The organism is Streptomyces sp. NPDC001100 (genome assembly GCF_053598575.1).
Map to the genome: position 1 here is coordinate 1 of NZ_JBSFKO010000054.1, position 15251 is coordinate 15251.

Annotated in this window: 13 protein-coding genes; 11 read left to right on the forward strand and 2 right to left on the reverse strand. The window is 70.7% G+C overall.

Going from position 1 to position 15251, the window contains the following annotated elements; all coding sequences use genetic code 11:
* Positions 1-142: 142 nt before the first annotated feature.
* Genes ACWDEW_RS44715 through ACWDEW_RS44750 form a run of 8 tightly spaced genes read left to right on the forward strand, consistent with a single transcriptional unit; the run spans position 143 to position 10233 of the window.
* A complete protein-coding gene (locus ACWDEW_RS44715; RefSeq protein WP_450521490.1) occupies positions 143-943 on the forward strand; it encodes a TIGR03084 family metal-binding protein in 801 nt (266 codons plus the stop codon).
* Positions 940-2655: an acyclic terpene utilization AtuA family protein gene (locus tag ACWDEW_RS44720; RefSeq protein WP_450521492.1), complete on the forward strand. Its 1716-nt coding sequence runs from the start codon at positions 940-942 to the stop codon at positions 2653-2655. The genes ACWDEW_RS44715 and ACWDEW_RS44720 overlap by 4 nt, the downstream gene beginning before the upstream one ends.
* Entirely contained in the window at positions 2652-4250 is a 1599-nt protein-coding gene (locus ACWDEW_RS44725; protein ID WP_450521493.1) for an acyl-CoA carboxylase subunit beta, read from the forward strand. Before ACWDEW_RS44720 ends, ACWDEW_RS44725 begins: the two co-directional genes overlap by 4 nt.
* Positions 4251-4258: 8 nt before the next feature.
* Positions 4259-6109 carry an acetyl/propionyl/methylcrotonyl-CoA carboxylase subunit alpha gene (locus ACWDEW_RS44730; RefSeq protein ID WP_450521495.1) on the forward strand — a complete coding sequence of 617 codons (1851 nt, stop codon included), beginning with the start codon at positions 4259-4261 and terminating at the stop codon, positions 6107-6109.
* A 43-nt stretch (positions 6110-6152) separates the two neighbouring features.
* Entirely contained in the window at positions 6153-7283 is a 1131-nt protein-coding gene (locus tag ACWDEW_RS44735; protein ID WP_450521497.1) for an acyl-CoA dehydrogenase family protein, read from the forward strand.
* Positions 7284-7322: 39 nt separating this feature from the next.
* Positions 7323-8900 carry a 4-coumarate--CoA ligase family protein gene (locus ACWDEW_RS44740; protein WP_450521499.1) on the forward strand — a complete coding sequence of 526 codons (1578 nt, stop codon included), beginning with the start codon at positions 7323-7325 and terminating at the stop codon, positions 8898-8900.
* Positions 8897-9631, forward strand: coding sequence for an enoyl-CoA hydratase family protein (locus tag ACWDEW_RS44745; protein ID WP_450521501.1), 735 nt, complete (start codon positions 8897-8899; stop codon positions 9629-9631). The genes ACWDEW_RS44740 and ACWDEW_RS44745 overlap by 4 nt, the downstream gene beginning before the upstream one ends.
* On the forward strand, positions 9619-10233 hold the full coding sequence (locus ACWDEW_RS44750) for a TetR/AcrR family transcriptional regulator (RefSeq protein WP_450521503.1): 615 nt from the start codon (positions 9619-9621) through the stop codon (positions 10231-10233). The genes ACWDEW_RS44745 and ACWDEW_RS44750 overlap by 13 nt, the downstream gene beginning before the upstream one ends.
* Positions 10234-10299: 66 nt before the next feature.
* On the opposite strand, the gene ACWDEW_RS44755 is transcribed toward ACWDEW_RS44750, so the two are convergent.
* Positions 10300-11406, reverse strand: coding sequence for a citrate synthase 2 (locus tag ACWDEW_RS44755; protein WP_450521505.1), 1107 nt, complete (start codon positions 11404-11406; stop codon positions 10300-10302).
* A 152-nt stretch (positions 11407-11558) separates the two neighbouring features.
* Between ACWDEW_RS44755 and pdxH the strand changes: the two genes are divergently transcribed.
* Both pdxH and ACWDEW_RS44765 read left to right on the forward strand, forming a co-directional pair.
* Positions 11559-12278, forward strand: coding sequence for a pyridoxamine 5'-phosphate oxidase (gene pdxH / locus ACWDEW_RS44760; RefSeq protein ID WP_450521507.1), 720 nt, complete (start codon positions 11559-11561; stop codon positions 12276-12278).
* Positions 12279-12343: 65 nt separating this feature from the next.
* The gene (locus ACWDEW_RS44765) at positions 12344-12886 is read left to right on the forward strand and encodes a DUF3592 domain-containing protein (RefSeq protein ID WP_450521509.1); all 543 of its coding nucleotides are present in this window, start codon (positions 12344-12346) and stop codon (positions 12884-12886) included.
* A 172-nt stretch (positions 12887-13058) separates the two neighbouring features.
* Here the strand turns inward: ACWDEW_RS44765 and ACWDEW_RS44770 are convergent, their stop codons facing one another.
* Positions 13059-13673 carry a nucleotidyltransferase family protein gene (locus ACWDEW_RS44770; RefSeq protein WP_450521510.1) on the reverse strand — a complete coding sequence of 205 codons (615 nt, stop codon included), beginning with the start codon at positions 13671-13673 and terminating at the stop codon, positions 13059-13061.
* Between the two features lie 155 nt (positions 13674-13828).
* On the opposite strand from ACWDEW_RS44770, the gene ACWDEW_RS44775 reads away from it, so the two are divergent.
* Positions 13829-15247, forward strand: coding sequence for a PAS domain-containing protein (locus tag ACWDEW_RS44775; protein WP_450521511.1), 1419 nt, complete (start codon positions 13829-13831; stop codon positions 15245-15247).
* Positions 15248-15251: the final 4 nt, after the last annotated feature.

Consider the following 15251-nt stretch of genomic DNA (forward strand, 5'->3'; position numbering starts at 1 on the left):
CCCTTTACTCGGTCCGCGGAAGCCCGACACTGACAAAGAAGCGAGTGGCCCAACGCCCACTTCACAACACACGCAAACATCACGCCGCCCAAATAATGCAAGCACGCTTGATTGTTTCTGGCGCCCCTGCCATGCTCCCCTCATGTCCGATCCAACGCACGTGTTCGACGACCTGCGTGAGGAGAGCGAGGAACTCGACCGGCTGGTAGCCGAGTTGAGCCCGGAGGGCTGGGCGGTCGCGACTCCCGCCCCCCGCTGGACCGTCGCCCACCAGATCGCCCACCTGGCCTGGACCGATCACTCGGCGTTGCTCGCCGTGACGGACGAGGACGCGTTCGGTGCGCTGGTCGAGAAGGCGCTCGCCGCTCCCGAGTCGTTCGTGGACCAGGGCGCGGAAGAGGGTGCCGCCAAGCCTCCCGCTCGGCTTCTTGCCGACTGGCGGGCCGGGCGGACCGCCCTGTTGGCTGCCCTCTACGCCGCACCCACGAAGACCCGCTTCCCCTGGTACGGCCCACCCATGTCGGCCGCCTCCATGGCCACCGGTCGCCTCATGGAGACCTGGGCCCACGGCCAGGATGTCGCGGACGCGGTGGGTGCGGTCAGAACACCTACGGACCGGCTCCGGCATGTGGTGCGCATCGGTGTACGGGCGCGTGACTTCGCCTTCGGCGCGCATGGGCTCACCCCGCCGAGTGAGGAGTTTCGGGTCGAAATTGTCGCTCCCTCCGGCGAGTTGTGGACCTACGGTCCCGACACCGCCCCGCAGCGCGTCACCGGTCCCGCCCTCGACTTCTGCCTTCTCGTCACCCAGCGAGCCCACCGCGCCGACCTCGCGGTGGAGGCCGTAGGACCCGATGCCGGTCGGTGGCTCGACATCGCCCAGGCCTTCGCGGGACCACCCGGCCCCGGGCGACAGCCGAAGTCGAAGGGGACCGGCCAGTGAGCCCCCGGCTCACGTCCCGGCTCGCGCCCCTCCGCATAGGCAACGCCTCCGGTTTCTACGGCGACCGCTTCGACGCCCTGCGCGAGATGCTCACCGGTGGACAGCTCGACGTCCTCACCGGCGACTATCTCGCCGAGCTCACCATGCTCATCCTGGCCCGGGACCGGCTCAAGGACCCGAGCGCCGGATACGCCCGCACCTTCCTGAAGCAGTTGGAGGAGTGCCTCGGGCTCGCCCACGAGCGCGGGGTGCGGATCGTCACCAACGCCGGCGGCCTCAATCCGGCCGGACTCGCCGATGCCGTACGGAAGTTGGCCGATCGGCTCGGGATATCCGTGCGGGTCGCGCATGTCGAGGGGGACGATCTCGTCGGCCGGTATCCGGGGTCTCTCGCCGCTCACGCCTATCTGGGTGGGTTCGGTATCGCCGCCTGTCTCGGCGCGGGGGCCGATGTCGTCGTGACCGGGCGGGTCACCGACGCGGCCCTGGTGACCGGTCCCGCCGCCGCCCACTTCGGGTGGGGGGCCGGCGACCACGACCGGCTCGCGGGTGCTGTGGTCGCCGGACATGTGCTGGAGTGCGGGACCCAGGCCACCGGCGGCAACTACGCCTTCTTCACCGAGCACACGGCGGAGAAGCTTCGCCGCCCCGGCTTTCCGCTCGCCGAGATCCATGAGGACGGTTCGTCCGTCATCACCAAGCATCCCGGCACAGGGGGAGTCGTCGACGTCGGCACCGTCACCGCTCAGCTGCTCTACGAGACGCAGGGGGCGCGGTACGCCGGTCCCGATGTCACCGCCCGCCTCGACACCGTAAGGCTCGCGGACGACGGGCCCGACCGGGTGCGGATCGAGGGGGTGCGGGGGGAGGCCCCGCCGCCGACGCTCAAGGTCGGGCTCAACCGGCTGGGGGGTTTCCGCAACGAGGTCACCTTCGTGCTCACCGGACTCGACATCGAGCGCAAGGCAGCCCTTGTGCGGGAGCAGATGAACCTCGCGTTCAGCAACGCCAAGTCCCGGCCCGGTGAACTTCGTTGGGATCTCGCCCGCACGGATCACGCCGACGCGCCGACCGAGGAGACCGCCAGTGCGCTGCTTCGGCTTGTCGTCCGGGACGCCGATCAGGAGGTTGTCGGGCGGGCGCTGAGTGCGGCTGCCGTCGAGCTCGCGTTGGCCAGCTACCCGGGCTTCCATGTGCTGACCCCACCTGGAAAGGGAGCGCCCTATGGCGTCTTCGACGATGTGTATGTCCCCCATGGCACCGTCGACCATGTCGCCGTCCTCCACGACGGGCGCCGGGTTGCTGTGGCCCCGGCCCACGACATCCTCGTACTGGAAGACGTTCCACAGCCTGCCCTCCCCGAGCCTCCGCCGGACGGGCCCACTGCGCGGGCGGCCCTTGGTCTGGTCGCCGGGGCCCGTAGCGGGGACAAGGGAGGGAACGCCAACGTGGGAGTCTGGGCGCGTACGGATGAGGCGTGGCGCTGGCTCGCCCATGCGCTGACCGTGGAGCGGTTCCGCCAACTCCTGCCGGAGACAGCGGAGTTCACGGTCGTCCGGCATGTACTGCCCAACCTTCGCGCCCTCAACTTCGTCGTCGAGGGCATTCTCGGCGAGGGTGTCGCCGCCCAGCACCGTTTCGATCCGCAGGCCAAGGCCCTGGGCGAGTGGCTGCGTTCCCGTCGACTGGACATTCCGGAGGCCCTGCTGTGACCGTCCTTCCGTCCGCCCTGGACATCAGCGGTCCCGACTACCGGGCCAACCGCGAGGCCATGCTCGCCAAACTCGCCGAACTGGACGCCGAGCACGCGAAGGCCCTCGCGGGCGGCGGGCCGAAGTACGTCGAACGGCACCGCAAACGCGGCAAGTTGCTCGCCCGCGAACGCATCGAGCTGCTGCTCGACCCCGACACGCCCTTCCTCGAACTGTCGCCCCTCGCCGCCTGGGGCAGCGACTACGCGGTCGGCGCCGCCCTCGTCACCGGCATCGGGGTCGTCGAGGGCGTGGAGTGCCTGATCACCGCCAACGACCCGACCGTGCGCGGGGGCGCGAGCAATCCCTGGTCGCTGAAGAAGGCCCTGCGGGCCAATGACATCGCGCTCGCCAACCGGCTGCCCTGCATCAGCCTCGTGGAGTCGGGGGGCGCCGATCTGCCGTCCCAGAAGGAGATCTTCATCCCCGGCGGCGCCATCTTCCGCGACCTGACCCGCCTTTCGGCCGCCGGTATCCCCACCATCGCGGTCGTCTTCGGCAACTCGACCGCCGGCGGCGCGTACATCCCCGGCATGTCCGACCACGTCATCATGGTCAAAGAGCGCGCCAAGGTGTTCCTCGGCGGGCCGCCGCTCGTGAAGATGGCCACCGGGGAGGAGAGCGACGACGAGTCGCTCGGCGGCGCCGAGATGCACGCGCGCGTCTCCGGACTCGCCGACCACTTCGCCGTCGACGAACAGGACGCGCTGCGGCAGGCCCGCCGCGTCGTCGCCCGCCTCAACCACCGCAAGGCGTACGACGATCCGGGGCCGGCCGCACCCCCCAAGTACGACGAGGACGAGCTGCTGGGCATCGTCCCGGGGGACCTGAAGACGCCCTTCGATCCGCGCGAGGTCGTCGCCCGCCTCGTCGACGCCTCCGACTTCGACGAGTTCAAGCCCCTCTACGGCACCAGCCTGGTGACGGGGTGGGCCGCTCTGCACGGCTATCCGGTCGGCATCCTGGCGAACGCCCAAGGGGTCCTCTTCAGCCAGGAGTCCCAAAAGGCCGCCCAGTTCATCCAGTTGGCCAACCAGCGCGACATCCCGCTGCTCTTCCTGCACAACACCACCGGCTACATGGTCGGCAAGGAGTACGAGCAGGGCGGCATCATCAAACACGGCGCGATGATGATCAACGCCGTCAGCAACAGCCGCGTACCGCACCTGTCCGTGCTCATGGGCGCCTCGTACGGCGCCGGCCACTACGGCATGTGCGGCCGCGCCTACGACCCCCGCTTCCTGTTCGCCTGGCCCAGTGCCAAGTCCGCCGTCATGGGCCCCCAGCAGCTCGCCGGCGTCCTGTCGATCGTCGCCCGCCAGTCGGCCGTGGCCAAGGGACAGCCCTACGACGAGGAGGCGGACGCGGCGCTGCGCGCCATGGTGGAGCAGCAGATCGAGTGCGAGTCCCTGCCGATGTTCCTGTCGGGGCGGCTGTACGACGACGGTGTCATCGACCCGCGCGACACCCGCACCGTCCTCGGCCTGTGCCTGTCCGCCCTCCACACGGCGCCCTTCGAGGGTGCGCGCGGTGGCTTCGGCGTCTTCCGGATGTGAGGGATCACGTGATTTCGACAGTACTGGTCGCCAACCGGGGCGAGATCGCCTGCCGGGTCTTCCGCACCTGCCGCGAACTGGGCATCCGGACCGTCGCCGTGCACTCCGACGCCGACGAGCGCGCGCTCCACGCACGCGCGGCCGACACGACGGTACGGCTGCCCGGGGCGACGCCCCAAGAGACGTACCTGCGCGGCGAGTTGATCGTGAAGGCGGCCGTCGCCGCGGGCGCGGACGCGGTGCACCCCGGCTACGGCTTCCTTTCCGAGAACGCCGACTTCGCCCGCGCCGTCCTGGACGCCGGCCTGGTGTGGATCGGACCCCCGCCCGAGGCGATCGAGGCGATGGCGTCGAAGACCCGCGCCAAGGAGCTGATGGGCATCGCGCCCCTCGGCACGGTCACCGAGGCCGACCTCCCCGTCCTGGTGAAGGCGGCGGCGGGCGGCGGCGGACGCGGCATGCGCGTCGTACGCCAACTCGCCGACCTCGACGCCGAGTTGACGGCCGCCCGCGCCGAGGCCACCAGCGCTTTCGGTGACGGCGAGGTCTTCGTCGAGCCCTACGTCGAGGGCGGCCGACACGTCGAGGTACAGATCCTCGCCGACACCCACGGCACGGTCTGGCCCCTCGGTACCCGTGACTGCTCCCTCCAGCGCCGTCACCAGAAGGTGATCGAGGAATCGCCGGCCCCCGGCCTCGGCGAGGAACTCACTCAGGAACTCGGCGAGTTGGCCGTACGCGCCGCCCACGCGGTCGCCTACGAGGGCGCGGGGACGGTCGAGTTCCTCATCTCCCCCGACGGCAGGCCCCACTTCCTCGAAATGAACACCCGCCTCCAGGTCGAACACCCCGTCACGGAGGCCGTGTTCGGCATCGACCTGGTGGCCCTGCAACTGAGGATCGCGGAGGGCGAGCCCCTCGAAAGCACGCCTCCCCACCCCCACGGCCACGCCATCGAGGCCCGCCTCTACGCCGAGGACCCGGCGACCGGCTGGACCCCCCAGACCGGCACCCTGCACCGCCTCGCCGTCCCGGACGGCGTCCGCCTCGACACCGGCTACACCGACGGCGACGACATCGGCGTCCACTACGACCCGATGCTCGCCAAGGTCGTCGCCCACGCCCCCACCCGAGCGGAGGCCGTCCGCAAACTGGCGGGAGCCCTCGACCGCGCGACGATCCACGGCCCGCTCACCAACCGAGACCTCCTCGTACGCTCCCTGCGCCACAAGGAGTTCACGACCGGCACGATGGACACCGGCTTCTACGACCGCCACCTCACCGAACTCACCGAGCCGACCCCGGAGCCGTACGCCCCCCTCGCGGCCGCCCTCGCCGACACCCACGGCCGCTCCCGCTTCGCCCCCGGCTGGCGCAACCTCCCGTCCCAGCCGCAGACCAAGCGCTACGCCATGGGTGACACCGAATACGAGGTCCAGTACAGGCACACCAGGGAGGGCCTGACCGCGGACGGGATCCGCGTCGTCCGTGCGGACGCCACTCTCGTCGTACTCGAAGTGGACGGCGTGCGAAGGAAGTTCGAGGTAGCCCGCTACAACACCGACCAGGTGTACGTGAACGCGACGACCCTGACGGCCCTGCCTCGCTTCCCCGACCCAACAGCCCAACTGGCCCCGGGCTCGCTACTGGCACCGATGCCCGGGACGGTGGTGAGGGTCGCGGAGGACTTGGCCGTAGGAGCCGCTGTGAGCGCCGGACAGCCCCTGATCTGGCTGGAGGCGATGAAGATGGAACACAAGATCACAGCCCCGGTCACAGGCAAGCTGACAGCCCTGCACGCCGTGCCCGGCCAACAAGTGCAGCTAGCCGCCCTATTGGCGGTAGTCGAACCCACCTAAGGAGCGCGGGGAACTGCGCGACCAGCCACGACGAGGGAGTCACATGCCCACCACCGAAACCGAAGAACACAGGGCCCTACGCCAAGCCGTCTCCGCCCTGGGCAAACGCCACGGCCGAGACTACGACCGAGAGCAACTCTGGTCCGAGGCAGCGAAACTCGGCTACCTGGGCGTCAACCTCCCGGAGGAATACGGCGGAGGCGGAGGCGGCATCTCCGAACTCTCCATCGTCCTGGAGGAGTTGGGAGCCGCAGGCTGCCCCCTGCTGATGATGGTCGTGTCACCCGCGATCTGCGGCACGGTGATCGCCCGCTTCGGCACCGAGGAACAGAAGCGGACCTGGCTCCCCGCCCTCGCCGACGGCACCCGCACCATGGCCTTCGGCATCACCGAACCCGACGCCGGCTCCAACAGCCACCGCATCACCACCACCGCCCGCAGGGACGGCACGGACTGGCTGCTCACCGGCCGCAAGGTCTTCATCTCCGGCGTGGACCTGGCCGACGCCACCCTGATCGTCGGCCGCACGGAAGACGCCCGCACGGGCCGGCTCAAGCCCTGCCTGTTCATCGTCCCGCGCGACGCCGACGGCTTCACGCGCCGCCAGATCGACATGGAACTCCAGGCGGCTGAGAAGCAGTTCGAGCTGACCCTGGACGACGTGCGACTGCCCGCCGACGCACTCGTCGGGGACGAGGACGCGGGCCTGCTGCAGCTCTTCGCCGGCCTCAACCCCGAACGCATCATGACGGCCGCCTTCGCGATCGGCATGGGCCGCTACGCGCTGGCCCGCGCCGTCGAGTACGCGCGCGACCGCACCGTGTGGGACGCCCCCATCGGCGCCCACCAGGCGATCGCGCACCCGCTCGCACAGGCGCACATCGACCTCGAACTGGCCCGCCTGATGATGCAGAAGGCGGCGTACCTGTACGACGCGGGCGACGACGTCGGCGCGGGCGAGGCGGCAAACATGGCCAAGTACGCGGCGGGGGAGGCGTGCGTGCGGGCCGTGGACCAGTCGGTGCACACGCTCGGCGGCAACGGCCTCACACGCGAGTTCGGGCTCGCCTCGTTGATAACCGCCGCGCGCGTGGCTCGTATTGCTCCGGTGAGCCGGGAGATGATTCTCAACTACGTCTCCCACCAGACCCTGGGCCTGCCCAAGTCGTACTAGCCCCTCAGGGGCCCATGCCAGTTCGCGCCAGGAGGAACCATGTTCCGCAGCGAGTACGCAGACGTTCCGGCCGTAGAACTCCCCATCCACGACGCGGTGTTGGCCGCGGCCGCGGAGTTCGCGGACGAACCCGCGCTGATCGACGGCACGGACGGCACCACCCTCACGTACGCCCAGGTGGACCGGTTCCACCGCAGTATCGCGGCGGGGCTCGCGGAGGCGGGCGTACGCAAGGGGGACGTTCTCGCGCTGCACAGCCCGAACACGGTCGCCTTCCCGCTGGCCTTCTACGCCGCCACGCGCGCGGGTGCCTCCGTCACGACGGTGCATCCGCTCGCCACGCCCGAGGAGTTCGCCAAGCAGCTGCGGGACTCGGCGGCCCGCTGGATCGTCACCGTGTCGCCGTTCCTGGAGTCGGCCCGCCGGGCCGCCGAACTCGCGGGCGGTGTCGAGGAGATATTCGTCTGCGACAGCGCGCCCGGACACCGCTCGCTCGCCGACATGCTCGCCTCGACGGCCCCCGAGCCGGAGGTCGACATCGACCCCGTGGCGGACGTCGCGGCCCTCCCGTACTCCTCGGGAACGACCGGCATACCCAAGGGCGTCATGCTGACGCACAGTCAAATAGCCACGAACCTGGCCCAGTTGGAGCCCGAGGTTCCCACCGGCCCCGGCGACCGCATCCTCGCCGTCCTGCCGTTCTTCCACATCTACGGCCTCACGGCCCTGATGAACGCACCCCTGCGAAAAGGCGCCGCGGTCGTCGTCCTCCCGCGCTTCGACCTCGAAACCTTCCTCGCGGCCATCCAGAACCACCGCATCACCGGCCTGTACGTCGCCCCGCCGATCGTCCTGGCCCTGGCCAAGCACCCGGCGGTCGCGGAGTACGACCTCTCCTCACTGAAGTACGTCATCAGCGCCGCCGCACCCCTCGACGCGAACCTCGCCGCAGCCTGCTCGCAACGCCTGGGCCTGCCGCCCGTGGGCCAGGCGTACGGCATGACGGAACTGTCCCCGGGCACCCACGTGGTCCCCGTGCGGGACATGCCCACGGCGCCCCCCGGCACGGTCGGCAAACTCATCGCCGGCACCGAGATGCGGATCGTCTCCCTCGACGACCCCGACAAGGACCTCGGCATCGGAGAAGCCGGCGAACTCCTCATCCGCGGCCCCCAGGTGATGAAGGGCTACCTCGGCCGCCCCGACGACACCGCCGCGATGATCGACGGGGACGGCTGGCTGCACACCGGGGACGTCGGCCATGTGGACGCCGACGGCTGGACCTTCGTCGTCGACCGGGTCAAGGAACTCATCAAGTACAAGGGCTTCCAGGTGGCCCCCGCCGAACTGGAGGCACTCCTGCTCACCCACCCCGGCATCGCCGACACGGCCGTGGTGGGCGAGTACGACGAGGACAACAACGAGGTCCCGCACGCGTACGTGGTCCGCCAGAAGACGGACGTAGACCTCCCCGAACTGACCGAAGGCGAGGTCATGATGTACGTGGCCGAACGCGTCGCCCCCTACAAGCGGGTCCGCCGGGTCACCTTCATCGACGCCGTCCCGCGCGCCGCCTCCGGCAAGATCCTGCGCCGCGAACTCCGAGGCCGCTCATGACACTGATCGGCCGGACCCTCGAACGTGGCATCGAGACCCTGAGCCTGGACTCACCGGACACCCGCAACGCGCTGTCGGCGCCCCTGGTGGCCGAGTTGGCGGACGCGCTGACCGACTGCGCCGAGGACACGGACGTACGGGCGATCGTCCTGACCCACACCGGGAACACGTTCTGCGCGGGCGCGGACCTGCGGAACCCGCCGTCCCCGGACGCGTTGGTGGCCCTGCTCCGGCAGATCGTGGAGACGCCCAGGCCGGTCGTCGCCCGGGTGACGGGCCACGTACGGGCGGGCGGCCTGGGCCTGGTTGCGGCCTGCGACATCGCGGTGGCATCCGGGGAAGCCACCTTCGCGTTCACGGAAGTACGGATCGGCGTCGCCCCGGCGGTGATCTCCCTCCCGCTCCTGCCCCGCACGGACCCCCGCGCCCTGGCCCGCTACTACCTCACCGGCGAACGCTTCGACGCGCCGGAAGCGGCCCGCATCGGCCTGCTGACGACAGCGGGAGAGGACGTGGACGCATCCCTCGCCCCCCTCCTCGACGGCCTGCGCCGCTCCGCCCCCGAGGCCTTGGCCGAGACGAAACGGCTGCTCACGGCTAGGGTGCTGGAAACCTTCGACCGGGACGCGGCCGACCTGACCGCGCTCTCGGCACGGCTGTTCGCCTCCGCGCAGGCCCGCGAGGGGATGACGGCCTTCCTCGAACGACGGGATCCCGCATGGCTGGTGTGAGCGCGGCGCCCGCGCCCGGCACGGTCGACCGCAGCCCCAAGCAGGACCGCAGCCGGGCCACCCGGCAGCGCCTCCTGGAAGCCGCCGTGTCCTGCCTCGCCGAACACGGCTGGGCGGGCTCCACGGTAGCCGTCGTGGCCGAACGTGCCGGCGTCTCCCGAGGCGCCGCCCAACACCACTTCCCCACCCGCGAGGACCTCTTCACGGCGGCCGTCGAGTACGTGGCGGAAGAACGCTCCACGGCCCTGCGGGCCCTGTTCCCGGAGGGCGCCGAAGACCGCCGCGCAGTGGTCGAGGCCCTGGTCGACCTCTACACGGGCCCCCTGTTCCGAGCAGCCCTGCATTTGTGGGTAGCAGCCTCGAACGAGGACCAACTCAGGCCCCGAGTAACGGAGTTGGAGGCGAGAGTGGGCCGAGAGACCCACCGCATCGCCGTGGACCTCCTGGGCGCGGACGAGTCGAGACCGGGCGTACGAGAGACGGTCCAGGGCCTCCTGGACATGGCGAGGGGCCTGGGCCTGGCCAACCTGCTCACGGACGACAGGGGACGCAGGGAGAGGGTCGTCGCCCAATGGACCCACCTGCTGGAGGGCGCCCTCTAGGGGCGCGGGGAACTGCGCGACCAGCCCCCACGCACCCGCACCCGCCCACGCTCCTGTCGGAGATCCTCAGTGGGCGATGTCCCCGAACCCCTCGATCGCCTGCGGACCGCGACTCGCAGGCCCCACATACCGAGCGGACGGCCGCACCAACCGCCCCGTCCGCTTCTGCTCAAGAATGTGCGCCGACCACCCCGCGGTCCGCGCACACGTGAACATCGACGTGAACATGTGCGCCGGCACCTCGGCGAAGTCGAGCACGATCGCGGCCCAGAACTCGACGTTGGTCGCGAGCACCCGGTCGGGACGCCGAGCGTGCAGTTCGGCAAGCGCGGCCTTCTCCAACGCCTCCGCGATCTCGAACCGCGGCGCCCCCAACTCCCGTGCCGTACGCCGCAGTACACGTGCCCGAGGATCCTCGGCCCGGTACACCCGGTGCCCGAACCCCATCAACCGCTCACCCTTGTCCAGCGCCTGCTTGACGTACGCCTCCGCGTCCCCCGTCCGCTCGATCTCCTCGATCATCCCGAGCACCCGGGACGGCGCACCACCGTGCAGGGGTCCGGACATGGCACCCACGGCCCCCGACAGCGCGGCGGCGACATCCGCCCCGGTCGAGGCGATGACCCGGGCCGTGAACGTCGACGCGTTCATTCCGTGCTCGGCGGCGGACGTCCAGTACGCGTCCACGGCGGCGACATGCTTCGGATCGGGCTCACCGCGCCACCGGATCATGAACCGCTCGACGACGGACTGCGCCTTGTCGATCTCGCGCTGCGGCACCATCGCGTTCCCCTGCCCGCGCGCGGACTGGGCGACGTACGACAGGGCCATGACGGCCGCGCGGGCGAGGTCGTCGCGGGCCTGCTCCTCGTCGATGTCGAGGAGCGGCTTGAGGCCCCACACGGGCGCGAGCATGGCCAGCGCGGACTGTACGTCGACGCGGATGTCACCGGAGTGCACCGGGATCGGGAACGGCTCGGCGGGCGGCAGCCCGGGATTGAAGGCGCCGTCGACGAGCAGCCCCCACACGTTGCCGAACGAGACATGACCGACCAGGTCCTCGATGTCGACGCCCCGGTACCGCAGGGCGCCGCCCTCCTTGTCCGGTTCGGCGATCTCCGTCTCGAACGCGACGACTCCTTCGAGTCCAGGTACAAAGCCGGGGTCGGACATCAGGCGGCTCCTCATGCTGTGGCTCCACGGTCGCTCGGGACTCGCGGGCCGAAGATAGAGACAGCAGCACCATAACGCCGGGTGCCACCCGAGGGGAGGTCTGCGGCACTGAGTGCCACCCGAACTCGTGGCCGTACCCGCCGTACGGCAAGATGACCGCCGTGACCGACCGCGATCCCACCGCCGGTGAAGCCACCACCCGCGATTCCGCCGCCCGTGATCCCCGCCTCGACCCCGCCGCGATGCGCAAGCAGTACCGGGCGGTGGGCCTCGACGAGAGGGACCTGGCCGCCGGCCCCATGGCACAGTTCGGCCGCTGGTTCGAGGAGGCGGCGCTCCAGGATCTCGTCTACGAGCCCAACGCCATGGTCGTCTCCACCGCCGACCCGGAGGGCCGCCCCAGCTCCCGCACGGTGCTCCTCAAGGACTACGACGAGCAGGGCTTCGTCTTCTACACGAACTACGAGTCCCGCAAGGCCCGCGAACTCGCCGCCAACCCGTACGTCTCCCTGCTCTTCCCCTGGCACCCGATGGCCCGCCAGGTCCTGGTCACCGGCACCGCCCGCCGCACCGGCCGCGACGAGACCGCCGCGTACTTCCGCACCCGCCCGCACGGCTCCCAACTCGGCGCGTGGGCCAGCGCCCAGTCCTCGGTGATCGCCTCCCGGACCGAACTGGAGTCGTCCTACGCCGAGTTGACCGCCCGCTACCCCGAGGGCGAACAGGTCCCGGTCCCACCCCACTGGGGCGGCTTCCGCATCGCCCCCCAGACGGTCGAGTTCTGGCAGGGCCGGGAGAACCGCCTCCACGACCGCCTCCGCTACACCGCACAGCAGGACGGCAGCTGGCGGGTGGAGCGCCTGAGCCCCTGAGCTCTCGCGGACCCGGCCCGGCCCTGGGAAAGGGCCCTTCACTTCGGACGAGAGAGAGGGATGGCGTGCGAGTTCCGGTGCGTGGGTGGGGCGCCCGCCGATGGATCCTCACCGGAGTCATCACGTTCGGATCGCTGTTCCTGACCGTCGGACTGATCCTCGCCGGGGTGTCGGTCTCGTTCCTGACGGGCGCGGACCGTGCCCCGGGCACCGTCGTCTCCCTGGACTGGCGGGCCGGCCACGGCACCGGCACCTCCCGCACCCACCGCACGAACAGCGGCCCCATGGCGTACCCGGTCGTCGAGTTCACCCCGGCACACGGCACACGGCGCACGTTCCGCAGCTCCACGGGCTCAAATCCACCGTCCTACGCCACGGGCGACCGCGTCGAGGTCCTCTACCACGCGAACTCCGCCGGGGACGCGCGCATCAACGGCTTCGCCTCCCTGTGGCTGCTGCCCCTGATCTTCGGCGGAATCGGCCTGGCCACGGTCGTGATCGCGACGGTCGTCGCGCGCCTGACACGCAGACGACCCGCGAGCTCAGGTCCCTCCGCCTCACAGCGGGGGAGCCGGCCGGACGTACCGGCGAGCTCGCGGGTCGGGTGACTGCGTTGGGTTAGGCCGGTTGCGTGCGACTCACACACGCGGGCCCGGCGCCGAACCGAGTACGACGGCGGGCAACTAGCCCGCAGCCACCTCTTCCGTCCGGTATCCATACATCTGCCGAACCACCTCCTTTCCGAAGTACTCGCCACCCTAAGAACCCTCCGCCGACGGATCAACCGCTTTTCGCGGACGGCATAGGCCACGGCAGCACCGTCAGCTCCGGCCAGGACTCCCGCCAGCGGGCCGCCTTCGTCTCGTAGACCTCTTGTGGGGCCCGGACCGGGTTCGGGCGTACGACGAGGTTGTAGATGTCGGAGAGGCCGTGCGGGGCGTAGACGCGCCAGGTGCCGTCCTCCTTGAGGCGTACGGCGAGGCAGCAGGTGGTCGACGCGAAGGAGTCGATCGCGGATTCCACGGAGTCGTACGGCGGGCACGGGGTGCCGAATCTCTGCTCGTACCAGAGGTGGACGCGGGCCTCGTTGCGGATCTCCACCTCGGCGGGGAGGCCGGCGAAGGCCTCGCGGCCTGCGCGGATCGCTGTGTCCTCCGCCTCCCAGGAGAGGTCCGTGGCGTCGTAGTAGAAGACGTCGTAGTCCTTGATGCCGTGGGCGGGAGGACGGCCGGTGACCGTGTTCCAGATCGTTTGGAAGAGGCAGCCCGCGGTCAGGTACCACTCGGGGAGACCGAGGGCCGCGGTGCGGTCGAGTACTTCCAGGAGGGTCCTGTTGCGGGACAGCGTCGTCCGCAGCGCGGTGAGCTGTTCGTCCAGGGGGAGGCGGGCGGGCACCGGTCGAGTGTGCCGGTACCGGAAGCGGTGCCGTACAACGATTGCCTCAATCTTTGGGAACGCGGTGTGTGCTGCGTCACGTTCGAGTTGAATGATGGTGAGTGAGTGAACCGACGCTCCGTGTCCGCGGACGCAGCCTGCAGCAGGGGGTCCAGGTGAGTGCTTCCCGGCGTAGTGGGACCACCGACGAGTTGGGTCCCGACGAGCCCGAGCGGGACGGTGGTCCCGAGGGGCCCGGCGGGTCCGATCTGCTCGCCGCGTTGCTGGACGGGATGGACGCGGCACTGTGTGCCTTCGACGCCGACGGGGTGCTGACCCACTGGAACCGTGAGGCCGAGCGCATCCTCGGCTGGACCGCGGCCGAGGCCGTCGGGCGGCACGGGCTGGCCGGGTGGGCCGTACGGAGTGCGGACGCCGAGGAGGTCGAGGGGCGGCTCATGTCCGCCATGCAGGCTCCCGGCCGGCAGGTCAACGAGTTCGCCCTGTTGACCAAAGAGGGTGGGCGAGTGCTGGTGCGGACCCAGTCCGCCGCCGTGCGCGGGCCCGACGGGAAGCCCGCCGGTGTCTACTGCGCCTTCAGCGAAGTGCACGCCCAGATCGACCTTGAGCGGTCGATCGCCCTCAGTGAGGCCCTCTTCGAGGATGCCTCCTGGGGTGTTGTGCTCGTCGACGCCGATCTGCGGCCCGCCGTCGTCAACGCGCATGCCGCGCGGGCGCTCGGCACCGGGCGCACCTCCGTCCTCGGGCGGCCCCTCGGCGAGCTGCTGGCCCAGGGCGTCGAGGAGTTGGAGGCCGCGCTCACACATGTGCTGGCCGAGGGCGCGCCGCCCGCGCCGGCCGAGATCTGGGTGAGCGTACGGACGCCCGAGGGGAATCTGCGGCGCTGCTGGCGGAGCGGGTTCCTGCGGCTGGCCTCGCCGCTCACCGAGGAACCGGTGCCGCTGGGGGTCGGCTGGCTCTTCCAGGACGTCACCGAGGCCAAGCAGATCGAGCAGGAGGCCTCCCTGCTGCGCTTCCGTGCCCAGCAGCTGCACCGGGCCGCGCGCGCCGCCGCCGAGTGCGAGGACCCGCGCGACGCGGCCACCGTCCACCTGGACTTCGCCCTCGCCGGCTTCGCCGACCACGCGCTCGTCGACCGGGTCGTGGGTGGATCGTTGAACGATTCTGACGTGGCCCAGGCAGTTGCCGTACGGCTCGTGCGGGTCGCCGCCACGCCGACGGGGGCGCCGGGGCCCAGCCTGCTCACCGGTGCGGCCGGGCTGCCCGTGCGCTACGGAGAGGGGCATCCTGCCCTCCAGTGCGTCGAACGCGTCGGCTCGGTGCGGGCCAGTATCGGTGCCGCCCCGCCCGAACAGGCCCGGGAGTGGGCCCGGGCCCGCCAGTGGCCCCTGGACACCGTGCACGCGCTGTGCGCGGTGCTGCGCAGCCGGGGGCGGACGCTGGGTGTGGTGACGTTCCTGCGCGGGGCGGGCCGCAGCCAGTTCGAGCGGTCCGACTCGATCTACGCCGAGGACGTGGCCGTACGGATCGCGGCGGCGCTGGATCTGGCGGCGGAGGCGGGCGAGCAGCAGTAGGGGT